The organism is Mucilaginibacter lappiensis, from assembly GCF_050433765.1.
In the GTDB taxonomy this organism is placed as follows: Bacteria; Bacteroidota; Bacteroidia; order Sphingobacteriales; family Sphingobacteriaceae; genus Mucilaginibacter; species Mucilaginibacter lappiensis_A.
This window is the reverse complement of record NZ_JBNPWP010000002.1, coordinates 257,301-271,477: the sequence shown is the minus strand read 5'-3', so window position 1 is coordinate 271,477 and position 14,177 is coordinate 257,301. Positions and strand designations below refer to the sequence as shown.

Sequence of the window (14,177 nt, the reverse complement as noted above, 5' to 3'; positions counted from 1 at the left end):
TATAGCTGTAACTTATGAAGATAATTGCCATTGGCCGCAACTATGCCGAGCACGCCAAAGAATTAAATAACCCGGTACCAGCCATTCCGGTTATTTTTATGAAACCCGAAACTGCCATAATAAAGGACAATAAGCCTTTTTATCATCCTGATTTTTCGGACGATGTTCATCATGAAATTGAAATCGTATTAAAAATAAGTAAGGAGGGTAAACACGTAAATGAAAAATTTGCCGCTGGTTATTATGATGAAATCGCTTTAGGCATTGATTTTACCGCCCGCGATATTCAAAGCCGCCATAAAGAAAAGGGCCTGCCCTGGGAACTGGCCAAAGCCTTTGATGGCTCGGCACCTATTAGCGCTTTTGTGCCCAAAGCCAAATTTGCCGCTATTTACGATCTGAATTTTAAGCTGGATATTAATGACGAAACCCGCCAGCAGGGCAATACACGGGATCTGCTGTTCTCTTTCGAAAACATTATCGCGTTTGTTTCACAGTATATCACCCTAAAAAAGGGCGATCTTATATTCACCGGTACTCCTCCCGGAGTATCTAAAGTAAAGGTTGGCGACAGGCTGGAAGGATATCTGGAGGATGAAAAATTGCTCGACTTTTACGTTAAATAAAATATGATTAAAAAACATTTGATTATAGCCGCGTTATGCCTGGGCTTTAGCTGGGGCATACGTGCGCAAACCACCATACAAAGCAGGCCATACCCACAAAGTTATTTCCGCTACCCGCTTGACCTGCCACCAAGCACAGCGGGTTCATTTGGCGAGCTCAGGCCTCAGCATTTCCATTCCGGGCTCGATTTTAAGACAAACCAGCGGACGGGTTACCCGGTACATGCTGCCGCCGATGGTTATATATCAAGGGTAAGGGTACAATTTGGCGGTTTTGGCCGGGCCATTTATATCACCCATCCCAATGGTTATACAACAGTTTACGGGCACCTGCAAAGCTTTACACCGGCTGTTGCAGCTATAATAAAAGCTTACCAGTACGAGCACCAAACCTACGAGGCTGATTTTAAACTGACACCCGCACAAGTACCTGTTCTTAAAGACGAAGTAGTGGCCATATCCGGCAATGCAGGGGCATCGGCAGGGCCACATGTGCACTTCGAGGTCAGGGATACACAAACGGAAGAAACCATTAACCCGCAGTTGTTTGGCCTAACCATACCCGACAGGGTGCCGCCTACCATTACCTCAATAGGCATTTATCACCTCAACGGCAGCCCTTTCAGTGAAAAAACGCTGAAGGAATTTTTAGCGGTTACCGGCGCTGCAGGTACAGGCAATTATCACCTCATCAAACCGCAGGTATTGCATTTAAGCGGGTACATCGGTTTCGGTATCAACACTACTGATATGAACAGCGTTTCGGCCAATCATAACGGCATTTATTCGGTGGAGTTAAAGCTTGACGGCCAAATCGTATACACCTTTTCGGTTGAACGTTTCGCATTCGATCAAACCCATGCCATCAACGCTTATATTGATTACCCTACTTTCACCTCATCGCGCAGGTGGATGCAAAAATGCTTTATACTGCCGGGTAGTCACATATCGCTTTATCCGCAATCCATCAACCGGGGTATCATTACTTTTGATGATAATGCCCTGCACGAAGTAGAGTACGTGGTGAAAGATGCGGCCGGCAATACTTCAACTGTTAAACTAAAGGTACAATCAGAAAAGTTTATTCCTGTTGTCAATAAAATAACAGGTACTTTATTCCATTACGACCAAAAAAGTGAGTTCAGTACTGATAAGGTAAAAGTGATCATTATGCCAGGCAATTTGTATGATGACCTTGATTTCACTTACTCCATATCACCAAAACCAGCATCCGGTTTCTCGCAGGTGCACCATATCCATAACAAGCTTACCCCTATCCATGATAGCTATGATCTTTGGATAAAACCCGATGTAGATTTGGGCACTTATGCCGATAAAGCTGTAATTGTAAGTACCACAGGAGGCTGCCAGGGCGGCTATTACCAGGATGGCTACGTAAAGTCAAGAGTAAGCAGCTTTGGCGAATTTTTTATTAAAATAGATACCCTGCCACCAGTGATCCGTCCGTTAAATATTCACAACGGCAGTAACATGGCCGCGTTTAAAAGCATCAATTTGCGCATGGGCGATAACCTGTCGGGCATTAAAAGCTATATAGGCACTATCGACAATAAATGGGTTTTAATGGAGTGGGATTATAAAAGTAAAATACTAAGTTATACCTTTAACGGCGAAATTGCTCCCGGCAAGCACGTATTTAAGCTAACCGTTGGCGATAACAAAAACAATTTTTCGGAATTTAAGGCAGATTTTTACAGATAGTATCAAGTAGTTAGTATCAAGTATCACGACTTCTTAAACGCGACATTTAGGATTAGTAAAAAAATCTTGATACTTGATACTAACTACTTGATACTGACATTTGAACAAAAACTAAAAGCACCTATGGCAACATTACAAGAAGGCGATAAAGCCCCTGATTTTACAGCAAAGGATCAAAATGGAAAAACCGTTTCCCTTACTGATTATAAAGGTAAAAATGTGATCCTTTATTTTTATCCAAAGGATGATACCCCGGGCTGCACAGCTGAATCATGCAGTTTCAGGGACAATTATCAATCTTTACTAAGCAAAGGTTTCGAGGTAATTGGTGTAAGTACCGATGATGAAAAATCGCACAAAAAATTTGAGACCAAATATAGCCTGCCTTTTACCCTGATAGCTGATAACGACCACAACATTGTAGAAGCTTACGGCGTTTGGGCCGAAAAAAACAATTATGGCAAAAAGTATATGGGTACCGTTCGCACTACTTTTATTATTGATGGCAATGGGGTGATCAGTCATATCGTAAAAAAGGTTGATACCCAAAATTCATCACAACAGATACTTGACCTTGTAAAATAAGTGTTAAAAACACAATAATAATTTCTACTTTAGTAGTTTCCTAAATTTTATTAATGAAAGCAGATATTCAAGAATTAGAAAAAACCGCGTCACAGATCAGGCGCGACATTGTACGTATGGTACATGGCTGCCAGTCGGGCCATCCAGGTGGTTCATTAGGTTGTACCGAATTTTTTACCGCTCTTTATTTTTCGGTAATGAACCACGATCCAAAGTTTAATATGGATGCCGTGGGCGAGGATATCTTCTTTTTATCAAACGGACACATTTCGCCGGTATTTTATAGTACGCTGGCTCATGCCGGGTATTTTGACAAGGCCGAACTGGCCACATTCCGCAAGCTTAACTCGCGTTTACAGGGCCACCCAACTACACATGAGCATTTGCCGGGAATCCGCATTGCATCAGGTTCGTTGGGTCAGGGACTTTCGGTAGCTATTGGCGCCGCACTGGCTAAAAAGCTTAATGGCGATAAATCATTGGTATTTACCCTGCATGGCGACGGTGAATTACAGGAAGGACAAATATGGGAGGCCGCTATGTTTGCGCCGCACAACCGTGTTGATAACCTGATATCAACCATTGACGTAAACGGTCAGCAGATTGACGGACCAACCAAACTGGTTTTATCATTAGGCGACCTTCATGCTAAATGGGAAGCTTTTGGCTGGGATGTGCTGGAAATGAATGGCAATGACATGGCCGATGTGGTAAAAACCCTTGAACAGGCCAAAAGCCATACAGGTCAGGGCAAACCAATCATGATATTGATGCATACTGAAATGGGCTATGGTGTTGATTTTATGGCAGGCAGCCACAAATGGCATGGTATTGCACCAAACGACGAGCAGCTACAACTGGCCCTCGGTCAGCTGGAAGAAACACTGGGCGATTATTGAGCCCCCCTACCCCCTGAAGGGGGAGTAAAAATAAACGACCGTTAATAAACAACCATTAATCACAATTAAATAAAAAGCCCTCTCCTTCAGGAGAGGGTTGGGTGAGGCCTCTCATGAAGAAATATACTTACACAGATAAAAAAGATACCCGCTCGGGCTTTGGCGCCGGGCTGCTGGAAGCCGGCAGAAAAAATGACCAGGTGGTTGCGCTTTGTGCCGACCTTATTGGCTCATTAAAAATGAATGATTTTATAAAGGAATTTCCCGAACGCTTTGTGCAGGTGGGTATTGCCGAGGCAAATATGATGTGTATTGCCGCCGGCATGACCATTGGTGGTAAAATTCCTTTTACCGGTACTTTTGCTAATTTTTCAACCGGCAGGGTTTATGACCAGATCCGCCAGTCGATAGCTTATTCAAACAAAAACGTAAAGATCTGTGCTTCGCACGCCGGTTTAACCCTGGGCGAAGATGGCGCTACTCACCAGATCCTGGAAGATATAGGCCTGATGAAAATGCTGCCCGGAATGACCGTGATAAACACCTGCGATTATAACCAGACAAAAGCCGCTACCATAGCCATTGCTGAGTATGAAGGCCCCGTTTATTTACGTTTTGGCAGGCCGGTTGTGCCTATTTTTACAGATCCTGATCAAAAATTTGAGATTGGTAAAGCATGGATGGTGAATGAAGGCGCAGATGTGAGTATATTTGCCACCGGTCATTTGGTATGGCAGGCTATACTTGCCGGCGAAATGTTAGCTGAAGAAGGTATTGATGCCGAAATCATTAACATACACACCATAAAACCGTTGGATGCTGAGGCCGTTTTAAAGTCGGTGGCTAAAACTGGTTGTGTGGTTACAGCCGAAGAGCATAACCGTTTGGGTGGTTTGGGCGATAGCATTGCACAGGTGCTGGCAACCCATACACCTGCCCCACAGGAGTACATTGCTGTTAATGACAGTTTTGGCGAAAGCGGGACACCTGAGCAGTTAATGACCAAATATGGCCTTGATGCCGCGCATATTGTACTTGCCGCAAAAAAGGTAATGCAAAGAAAACAAAATGCGGTATTTAGCATTTAACTATAAAAATTAAAAAATGTCGTTGCAGGTTGAAGATTCAGAGATTTTAAGCAAGTTCCAGGACGAAAAAACACGTAACGAAGCGTTTAACCTGTTATTGAAAAAATACCAGCAAAAAATTTACTGGCACATACGCCGTATGGTTATTGACCATGATGATGCGGACGATCTGGTGCAGGACGTTTTTATTAAGGTTTGGAAAAACCTGCTGGGTTTTAGAAATGATGCGCAGCTATATACCTGGATGTACAGGATAGCATCTAACGAATGCATTACTTTTTTGAACAAGAAAAAGCAAAAAAACAATGTTTCGCTGGATGATGTAGCTTATGAACTGGCCGATACACTGGCCGATTCGAGCTACTTTAATGGCGACCAGGCACAGCGCAAACTACAGGAGGCCCTGATAACCCTGCCCGAAAAACAGCGTTTGGTATTCAATATGAAGTATTATGATGATATGAAGTATGAAGAAATATCGCAGGTTTTGGGTACCAGCGTGGGTGCTTTAAAGGCATCTTTTCACTTGGCAGTCAAAAAGATAGAGGCTTTTTTGCTATCTAAAGATTAATTTTAATTTACATTAAACCTTTTAGCACTATGTTCATCTATAGTTATGTATGAAAAGCGAAATGGACAATAGGGAGTGGCTGGATGATTATGAATCACTGAAACGGATCAATGCAAATAATCCGTTCACAGTGCCGTCTGACTATTTCAACGAATTAGCGCAGCACATAACATCACGCATAAGGCTGGAAGAGCTAAAAGGCTCATCCGGTGGGTTTACCATTCCTGAAAACTACTTTGAACAATTAAGCAGCAACATACAGAGCCGTATACGTATTGAAGAGGCTGTGAATACAGAAAACACAGGTTTTACCGTACCAGAAAATTATTTTGATGAGCTTGGCAATAACATCCAAAGCCGGATCGCCATTGAACAGTATATAAGCAACGAAACAGAAGATTTCACCGTTCCTGAAAATTATTTTGAGGAATTGAGTAATAATATCCAAAGCAGGATAGGTATTGAGCAGCATGTTGATATTGGAGCAGAAGATTTTACGGTTCCTGCGCGTTATTTTGAACAGTTAAACCAGAATATTTTAAATAAAACTGTTAACCAGGACGCGGCTAAGATTGTTACCATGCCGGTTGCTGTTAAAAAGAAAGGTATTGTGCGCAGGCTTTTTGTATCCCATACCTTCAGGTATGCTACAGCGGCTTGCTTTGCCCTGATATTAGGTATTGGCGTTGTTATAAAAAGTGCAGATGCCCCGGTAAAGCACGACCAATCATTTTTACATCAACAGCTTTCAACCATACCTGTAGACGAAATTAAGAGTTACCTGCAATTGCATATGGATGCAGGCGATACCCGTACCCTGATGGATGGCGGGCAGCAAATTAATAGTGAAAGTTTGGATGAAGATCTGTCAGATTATATAGATACTAATTAACGATACATTTTAATGAGTAAATTGATCAGGCATATTTTTATTATATTATTTATTGTGGCAGTGAGCTATGAGTCTTTTGCACAGGTATCAAATCAACTGGTGCCTGGTCAACGAACTGCGCCCAATGCAAACACCCAAAAAAAGGGCGCTATGGGCAAAAGGCTTGAAGCGGCCCGTAACAGGTTTATCAGCAAACAATTAGACCTTACAGACCAGGAATCGACTAAATTTTGGCCTGTATATAGCCGTTACCAGCAGGAACTTACTGCGGTAAGGATCTTAAAACGTTTAAATAACTCCAGCTCGGCCACCAACGGCACTGAACAGATAGATAAAGAAATTTATTACGAAAGTCAGTTGGTAGCCATACGCAAACGCTATAAAGACGCCTTCCTGAAAATACTCCCTCCCGAAAAAGTGAGCGAGCTCTATAAAAGTGAGCGCGAATTTAACGACGAACTCATTAAACAACTCAGCGAACGCAGCGAAAGGGCAGGGAATTAAGTCTTTAGTCTTTAGTCTTTAGTCTTTAGTCTTTAGTCTTTAGTCTTTAGTCTTTAGTCTTTAGTCTTTAGTGACAATTGTTATTGACCTTACTTGTTTGACTTCCGGTTCAATTTATATTCCTGCATTAAAGCTTATCTTTGCCGTTAATAACTCAGGACTTCGAACTAAAAACTTACAACTTAAAATGCCTACCCTTCGTCAGCTTTTTTTGGCAAATAACGCGCAAACTACCAACTTCCCGCTTTTACTGGAGTTTGAACGTGCCGAGGGTATTTATATATATGATGCCGCCGGCAAAGCGTATACCGACCTCATATCGGGCATTGGGGTAAGCAGTCTTGGGCACGGCAATCCTTATGTTATAGCTGCCATTAAACAGCAGGTTGATAAATATATGCACCTGATGGTTTATGGCGAATATGTACAAACACCGCAAGTTCGTTTTGCCGAAAAACTAATTGCTGTGCTTCCTGAAAGCCTGCAGTCGGTATATTTTACCAACTCAGGTGCCGAGGCGGTTGAAGGAGCTTTGAAGCTGGCCAAACGTTTCACAGGCAGGCAACAAGTTGTGGCTTGCTATAACTCGTACCATGGCAGCACGCAGGGAGCCCTCAGTGTAATGGGCAATGAGGAATTTAAACAGGCCTACCGCCCGCTATTACCTGGTGTCAGTTTTATCCGGTTTAATGAAATTGAAGATCTGCCTCTGATCACAGAGCAAACTGCCTGTGTTATTATAGAGACCATACAGGGCGAAGCCGGTATTCGTGTGCCCGATGCAGCTTATATGCAGGCCTTACGCCAACGTTGTAATGAAACAGGCACATTACTCATACTGGATGAGATACAGGCCGCCTTTGGCCGTACAGGCAAGCTGTTTGCCTTTGAACACTTTGAGATAGTGCCAGATATATTATTATTGGCCAAGGCCCTGGGCGGGGGGATGCCTGTAGGCGCTTTCATTTCATCAAACATCATCATGGGCGCCCTGAAAGAAAATCCTATTTTAGGCCATATCACTACTTTTGGCGGTCACCCGGTATGCTGTGCCGCGGGCCTGGCCGCTTTGGAAGTATTATTAAATGAGAATTTAACAGCAGGCGTAGCCGAAAAGGAATTAATTTTTCGTAAATTGCTTGCACACCCGGCTATAAAGGAAGTTAGGGGCAAAGGATTGATGCTGGCTATTGAGTTGGAAAGCTTTGATCTGAATAAAAAAATAATTGACCGCTGCATTGAACATGGTGTTATAACCGATTGGTTTTTACATTGCAGTAATTCCATGCGTATTGCTCCTCCCCTCATCATTAGTTCAGATGAAATTGAAAAAGCGTGCAATGTTATTGTCGAAGCTATTGATTACTACACTGCCTGATATTTACAGGCGTCTACCTAATACGGGTAACTTTTAAGTTACTTTATTGATTAATACCACATAATATTTAGTTTGAGTTAAATTGGTATAGTTTATGCATTTATATGCATGTAACTATATAAATGTGCTGTAAAGGCATCTTCTCTTTCAAAACAGATCACTTTCTGCTCTTTTTTATAGTCACTTTCAAACAAGTAGCTAAATATTCTTATTTATATCTACAACCATACATTTTTAATATTTCTACCAAATATGAAAATAGCATATATATCAACTTACCCTCCCCGCGAATGTGGTTTGGCCACCTTCAATCAAAATTTGATGCGCGCTATTAATGCAAACTTCCCAGAAAGGGCTTCGCTTGCGCATGGTGGCTTTGTGGTTGCATTAAACGATTCTGAAGATTTGCATGAGTATGAATATCCAGATGAGGTAAAATATGTTATCCGTCAGGATCATCAGAAAAGTTATATCAAGGCGGCTAACTACATTAATACCAGTAATGCAGATGTTTGCATTATGGAGCATGAGTTTGGTATATATGGTGGCGAAAGTGGTATATACATATTACCATTAATAAACCGGCTCGAAAAGCCATTAATTTCTATACTGCATACTATATTAAAGGATCCAAGCTATGTGCAGCGCATCATTATCCGTGAAATTGCTGATCAATCATCAAAGATAATTGTAATGAGTAAACGGGCTGTTGAGTTCTTAACTACTATTTATGATATTCCGGCCGAAAAGATCCAGATCATAGAACATGGCGTTCCTGATGTAGAAGCAGCGGTCGAAAATCCTGTTAACAGCTTGTCTTCATTTAAAAATCACCGTGTTTTATTAACCTTTGGCTTGTTAAGTCGTAATAAAGGTTTAGAAACTGTTATAAAAGCATTACCCAGAATTGTTCAAAAACATCCCGATGTGATGTATGTGATATTGGGCAACACACATCCCGGAGTAATAAAAAGCTCGGGTGAGGAATATCGGGATCATTTAAAATCCCTTGCAGCTCAGCTTGGCGTATCAGCCAATCTGTCGTTCATCAATAAATTCGTTTCGGAAGAAGAACTGGTAAATTACCTTACCGCTACCGAAATATATGTAACACCCTATTTGAATGAAGCGCAAATAACCAGCGGTACACTCTCATACGCTGTAGGTGCCGGAGCTGCTGTAGTATCAACACCATACTGGCATGCTACTGAGCTGCTGGCCGACAAACGAGGCAGACTTTTTGATTTCAAAAATTCTGAAGCCCTTGCCGATACCGTGATTGAACTGCTTGACCAGGATCGCGTATTAGAAGAGCTTAAACAAAACGCCTATCAATATGGCCTGAATTTACGCTGGCCGGTTGTAGGCGCCGAATATATAAAGGCAGCCCAGGAAGCGATAGCCAGTTATGATTTTAGCGATAAGATACTAAAAAACAGCATTGTTGATCCTGAAATACTACCCAAGTTTAGCTTAGCCCATGTATTGCGCTTAACCGATGATACTGGTATTGTACAACATGCCAAATATGGGATCCCCAACTTAAAAGAAGGGTATTGCCTTGATGATAATGCAAGGGCGCTCATTATGGCTTTGATGGCCTACCAGCGCAGCAAAAGCAAAGAAGCTTTTGAGCTGCTGCCTATATACCTGAGCTATATTCACTATATGCAAACCGATGATGGTAATTTCCGTAACTTTTTGAGCTTTGACAGACGCTACCTGGATGAGGTAGGTTCGGAAGATTCATTTGGGCGTACCATTTGGGCACTGGGGCATTTGATTGGTTGCGCGGCAAGTAACTCCTACCGGGAGTTTGCGATAGAAATATTTCACAAGTCGGTACCCCATTTTACCAAACTGGAACATTTAAGAGGCATGGCTAATACCATTATAGGCATTAGTTTATACCTGCAGGTATATCCTTCTGATGAAGGAATGGTTAAAATATTGACACAACTTACCCAGCCATTGATAGATGCGTATGAAAATACTCAATCAGAAGATTGGCAATGGTTTGAAGAAAAAATGACTTATGATAATGCCATACTTCCTTTAGCGCTATTACACTCCTGTGAAATTACCGGGAACGAAAATGCCAAAAGGATAGCCCTGAACACCATGGCATTTTTAGATAAATTAACCCTATCAAACGGATATTTGAGTCCGGTTGGTAATGATGGCTGGTATTATCGCGGTGGCACTTTCCCAACGTTTGATCAGCAGGCTATTGAAACCATGGCTATGGTACTGATGCATTTTCAGGCTTACCAAATATTCAGGATACCGCAATATGTGGAGAAAATGTTTCTGAGCTATAAGTGGTTCCTGGGCGAAAACACGCTGCGGGCTCCTTTGTATGATCATGAAACAAAGGGTTGCTGTGATGGCTTGCTGCCCAGCGGTATTAACCGTAACCAGGGCGCCGAAAGTACTTTAGCGTACCTGATATCGCATTTAACTGTGTTAAAAGCCTTTGAACTGGAATACGAATACAATAAGTACGGCAAACAGAAAATGGAGATCTGCTAAATGAAGGTAGCTGTATTAGCTCCTGTTGCCTGGCGCACACCGCCCAGGCATTACGGACCATGGGAGCAAATAGCATCTAACATTGCCGAAGGTTTAATAAAATCAGGTATCGAAGTAACACTTTTTGCTACAGGCGACTCTATAACCGCCGGTAAACTCGACGCTGTTTGTGCAACAGGTTATGAGGAAGACCGCAGCCAGGATGCCAAAATATTGGAATGCCTGCATATCAGCAACCTGATGGAGAAAGCTGATCAGTTTGATATTATTCATAATAATTTTGATTTTTTGCCGCTTACTTATTCCGGGCTGATCAAAACACCCATGATCACTACTATACATGGTTTTTCATCGCCAAGGATAATTCCGGTATACAAAAAGTATAATGATACGGGCTATTACGTATCTATCAGTAATGCCGACCGCAGCCCAGAACTTAAATACCTGGCAACAGTATACAATGGTTTAGATACTACAGATTTTGAGTTTTACCCAAACCCGGAAGATTATCTGCTATACTTTGGTCGCATCCACCCAGACAAAGGCACAGCCGAAGCAATCCAGATCGCCAAAAAAAGCAAACGCAAGTTGCTCATAGCAGGCATCATCCAGGACGAAAACTATTACCGCGAAAAAGTTGAACCGCAATTATCCGCAGATATTGAATATATAGGGCACGCCGGCCCCGATAAAAGAAAGGAATTATTGGGTAATGCTTATGCATTATTACATCCCATAAGTTTTAACGAGCCTTTTGGCATGAGCGTAGCAGAAGCCATGCTTTGTGGCACCCCGGTCATTGCTTTTAATAAAGGATCAATGCCTGAGTTGATAAAACATAGCCAGACAGGCTTTTTGGTTGATACCGTTGATGAAGCGGTTGATGCTGTTAGCCGGCTGGATCAAATAAACCGTAAAGATTGTTTTGATTGGGCAAATTCACAGTTTTCATGCGATAAGATGGCAAAGAATTATTTGGAGTTGTATAAGAAGATATTGGGTAAGCTTGAGAAAATGAAAAACCTATAGGCATAGGAATGTAGTGCCTTAAAATATTACCTACTTTAAAGATCTTGTGGTTTTAGGTTTTCTGCATTAAGTTTATTAACCTGCATCCCTTATCAACTCATCCTTTACCCCGGAAGAATCCATTGATTCTGGCTGATGAGTATAATCATTTAATGGTCTTACGTTATTGTCGCCAAGTAAGGGATAAGTATTTTCTACTGTTTCATCCGGCTCGTGCTTAGGAATTTCATTTTCATGCGCGTATTTGTAGCCTAATCTTTTGTTTTCTTCTTCAATAAAAACAAACAGATCGCCCAGGCACGAATAAACCGATTGCAGAAACTTATAGTTGATTGAGGTAAGGCATTTACCTGAATCGTCAGAACCTTTTCCAGGTTCGCAAAAATTAAGTTTGGTAATAATACCATTAATCAGCTCAACTTCAAATTTGCCCTCATTATGCCATGTTAAGCTGTTTTTTATTTCTCTAAAATGATCCATTGCTGTATAAATTTTTTGTCATATATTAAACTGTAACACTCACTACACTAATTAAATATACACTTATTGTATCAATTTATTATATCAATGGATATGCCAATTTCATGTTTTACAAAAAAAATTTCACTAATCATCGCATTAAATTGCAGCAGCCATTTTTACTCAGGCGCCGCCATAAACGGGGTTGCAAATTTGAATAATGAGTTTATTATTTAGGACGGTTTATTATATAGGGAAAGCACAGTAAAGACTTACCAAATTTTTAAAATTTCGTAAGTCTTTATACGCATAAAACAAACACATCAGCGATAGCAGATGAGTCAAATCCTATTCCTGTTTCATGCTTTTTGCTTTGAGTCTTTAGCTTTAGGCTTGATCATCTCCTCGCTCACATCCTCTTTGAATTTTTTAAGCAGCTCATCCAGGCAAACTTCCGCAAATGCTGTTGATGAATCAGATACACCGTAAGGGATAATAAGCTTGTTATTATGCACTATTGCCCCGCAGGAATAAAGTACATTGGGTACATAACCCTCGCGCTCATCGCTGTTAGGGATCAGGAGGGGCTCACGCAGGCGTCCAATCTCTATGGCAGGATCATCAAGCTTTAACAAACTTGCGCCCAGTACATAGCGCCGCATAGGCCCTACGCCGTGTGTTATCACTATCCAGCCATCTTTTGTTTCAATGGGCGAACCGCAATTCCCTATCTGAATAAACTCCCATGAAAATTTGGGTTGCTGCAACAGTATGGGTTTTTCCCAGATGTTTATTTTATCAGAGTACATGATATAATTGTTGCAGCCATCAATGCGTGATATCATTACATACCTGCCATTTACTTTACGGGGAAACAGCGCCAGATTTTTGTTTTGAGCGCCTGCACCATAAAGCGGCATTATTTTAAAATTATAAAAATCGGTTGTCTGTAATAGCTTAGGCATAATGAGCGAGCCATCATAGGCAGTGTAAGTGGCATAATACACATAACTTCCATCCTCATTAATAAACTTCACAAAGCGTGCATCCTCAATACCCTTACGTTCGTATTCAGATATAGGGAATATTACACGGTCAGAAATATCGGTATCCAATGAAAAAACAATTTCGTAGTAAGAATCGGCCAGCCACAGCACTTTATCGTATTCAAGCCGTTTCATATCATTTTCCTGCAGCCTTTGCGATTCAAGGATAATGCGGCGCAGGTTTGCATATTCAAAATGATGATCGAGCTTTGATTCCAGTTCGCTTATTACATCAATACTGATCTGGGTGATGGCGGCCTTATCAAAAAACAGCTTTTTGTTATAAACCGCGTTGCGTACAATTTCGGCCTCATCAATATAACTTCCCGATGGTTGGATAGTGATGTTATTAAACTTATCGATGAGCGCCCGGCGAAAAGTGATGGACGAAATATGCCCCTCGCCTACTGCCCTGAAACTGATGATTACCCGCTTTTGCCCGTCTTCCATTTCGGTTTGATCGGGGTCCTCCACTATTGAGGGGTTAAAAAAAGCAGCCGATTCTATAGAATATTCGTGGGTAAAATAAGAGCCTATTAATAATTTACGGTAAACCGTGAGGGTATCATAATCAATATTTAACTCCTGAAACAGCGGCTTAAGCTTACTGCAATGCCGGTTTAAAACCCGGGTAATGTTACGGTGCCGCTTGGAATACTCCTGCAACAGCGGCGAAACAATACCAAAAGCCACTTCTTCGCTGATGTTCATTACGCGTTCAATCACTTCTTTAGCACGATCATTCCCATTAAAAAAGAATCTTGCAATAACACGTTTGGGATCTGGGTTAACTCTTATGGGTTTACGTTCAATGGAAAGTCTCATATTAAAAGTTAGCGTTTATTT

At 41.5% G+C, this 14,177-nt stretch carries 13 protein-coding genes; 11 read left to right on the top strand and 2 right to left on the bottom strand.

All coding sequences use genetic code 11. From position 1 onward, the window contains the following. Window positions 1–14 precede the first annotated feature (14 nt). The 11 genes from M2273_RS06600 to M2273_RS06550 all read left to right on the top strand — a co-directional run bounded on the left by M2273_RS06600 (window position 15) and on the right by M2273_RS06550 (window position 11,826). Complete coding sequence (locus M2273_RS06600; RefSeq protein WP_429394510.1) at window positions 15–626, top strand: fumarylacetoacetate hydrolase family protein; 612 nt, start codon at window positions 15–17, stop codon at window positions 624–626. 3 nt (window positions 627–629) lie between these two features. Further along, window positions 630–2,348, top strand: a complete 1,719-nt coding sequence (locus M2273_RS06595; RefSeq protein WP_429394508.1) for a M23 family metallopeptidase — start codon at window positions 630–632, stop codon at window positions 2,346–2,348. Window positions 2,349–2,471: 123 nt separating this feature from the next. Next, entirely contained in the window at window positions 2,472–2,933 is a 462-nt protein-coding gene (gene bcp / locus M2273_RS06590) for a thioredoxin-dependent thiol peroxidase (RefSeq protein ID WP_429394506.1), read from the top strand. Window positions 2,934–2,986: 53 nt separating this feature from the next. Continuing rightward, complete coding sequence (locus tag M2273_RS06585; protein WP_429394503.1) at window positions 2,987–3,832, top strand: transketolase; 846 nt, start codon at window positions 2,987–2,989, stop codon at window positions 3,830–3,832. Between the two features lie 113 nt (window positions 3,833–3,945). Further along, window positions 3,946–4,920, top strand: coding sequence for a transketolase family protein (locus M2273_RS06580; protein ID WP_429394501.1), 975 nt, complete (start codon window positions 3,946–3,948; stop codon window positions 4,918–4,920). 16 nt (window positions 4,921–4,936) lie between these two features. Beyond that, on the top strand, window positions 4,937–5,491 hold the full coding sequence (locus tag M2273_RS06575; protein ID WP_429394500.1) for an RNA polymerase sigma factor: 555 nt from the start codon (window positions 4,937–4,939) through the stop codon (window positions 5,489–5,491). Window positions 5,492–5,540: 49 nt separating this feature from the next. Continuing rightward, a complete protein-coding gene (locus M2273_RS06570; RefSeq protein WP_429394498.1) occupies window positions 5,541–6,383 on the top strand; it encodes a hypothetical protein in 843 nt (280 codons plus the stop codon). Window positions 6,384–6,395: 12 nt separating this feature from the next. Further along, window positions 6,396–6,887 carry a hypothetical protein gene (locus M2273_RS06565; RefSeq protein WP_429394495.1) on the top strand — a complete coding sequence of 164 codons (492 nt, stop codon included), beginning with the start codon at window positions 6,396–6,398 and terminating at the stop codon, window positions 6,885–6,887. A 187-nt stretch (window positions 6,888–7,074) separates the two neighbouring features. After that, complete coding sequence (locus M2273_RS06560) at window positions 7,075–8,265, top strand: aspartate aminotransferase family protein (RefSeq protein ID WP_429394494.1); 1,191 nt, start codon at window positions 7,075–7,077, stop codon at window positions 8,263–8,265. 252 nt (window positions 8,266–8,517) lie between these two features. Next, a complete protein-coding gene (locus M2273_RS06555; RefSeq protein WP_429394493.1) occupies window positions 8,518–10,797 on the top strand; it encodes a glycosyltransferase in 2,280 nt (759 codons plus the stop codon). Next, a complete protein-coding gene (locus M2273_RS06550) occupies window positions 10,798–11,826 on the top strand; it encodes a glycosyltransferase family 4 protein (protein ID WP_429394491.1) in 1,029 nt (342 codons plus the stop codon). 75 nt (window positions 11,827–11,901) lie between these two features. Here M2273_RS06550 and M2273_RS06545 read toward each other — a convergent pair whose 3' ends face one another. After that, the gene (locus M2273_RS06545) at window positions 11,902–12,306 is read right to left on the bottom strand and encodes a hypothetical protein (protein WP_429394489.1); all 405 of its coding nucleotides are present in this window, start codon (window positions 12,304–12,306) and stop codon (window positions 11,902–11,904) included. A gap of 338 nt (window positions 12,307–12,644) precedes the next feature. Then, complete coding sequence (locus M2273_RS06540) at window positions 12,645–14,156, bottom strand: glycoside hydrolase family 130 protein (RefSeq protein WP_429394486.1); 1,512 nt, start codon at window positions 14,154–14,156, stop codon at window positions 12,645–12,647. Window positions 14,157–14,177 lie beyond the last annotated feature (21 nt).

Coding starts and splice junctions, on each gene's coding strand:
- M2273_RS06600 (WP_429394510.1), top strand. CDS start 15: ATGAAGATAATTGCCATTGGCCGCAACTATGCCGAGCACGCCAAAGAA.
- M2273_RS06595 (WP_429394508.1), top strand. CDS start 630: ATGATTAAAAAACATTTGATTATAGCCGCGTTATGCCTGGGCTTTAGC.
- bcp (WP_429394506.1), top strand. CDS start 2,472: ATGGCAACATTACAAGAAGGCGATAAAGCCCCTGATTTTACAGCAAAG.
- M2273_RS06585 (WP_429394503.1), top strand. CDS start 2,987: ATGAAAGCAGATATTCAAGAATTAGAAAAAACCGCGTCACAGATCAGG.
- M2273_RS06580 (WP_429394501.1), top strand. CDS start 3,946: ATGAAGAAATATACTTACACAGATAAAAAAGATACCCGCTCGGGCTTT.
- M2273_RS06575 (WP_429394500.1), top strand. CDS start 4,937: ATGTCGTTGCAGGTTGAAGATTCAGAGATTTTAAGCAAGTTCCAGGAC.
- M2273_RS06570 (WP_429394498.1), top strand. CDS start 5,541: ATGAAAAGCGAAATGGACAATAGGGAGTGGCTGGATGATTATGAATCA.
- M2273_RS06565 (WP_429394495.1), top strand. CDS start 6,396: ATGAGTAAATTGATCAGGCATATTTTTATTATATTATTTATTGTGGCA.
- M2273_RS06560 (WP_429394494.1), top strand. CDS start 7,075: ATGCCTACCCTTCGTCAGCTTTTTTTGGCAAATAACGCGCAAACTACC.
- M2273_RS06555 (WP_429394493.1), top strand. CDS start 8,518: ATGAAAATAGCATATATATCAACTTACCCTCCCCGCGAATGTGGTTTG.
- M2273_RS06550 (WP_429394491.1), top strand. CDS start 10,798: ATGAAGGTAGCTGTATTAGCTCCTGTTGCCTGGCGCACACCGCCCAGG.
- M2273_RS06545 (WP_429394489.1), bottom strand. CDS start 12,306: ATGGATCATTTTAGAGAAATAAAAAACAGCTTAACATGGCATAATGAG.
- M2273_RS06540 (WP_429394486.1), bottom strand. CDS start 14,156: ATGAGACTTTCCATTGAACGTAAACCCATAAGAGTTAACCCAGATCCC.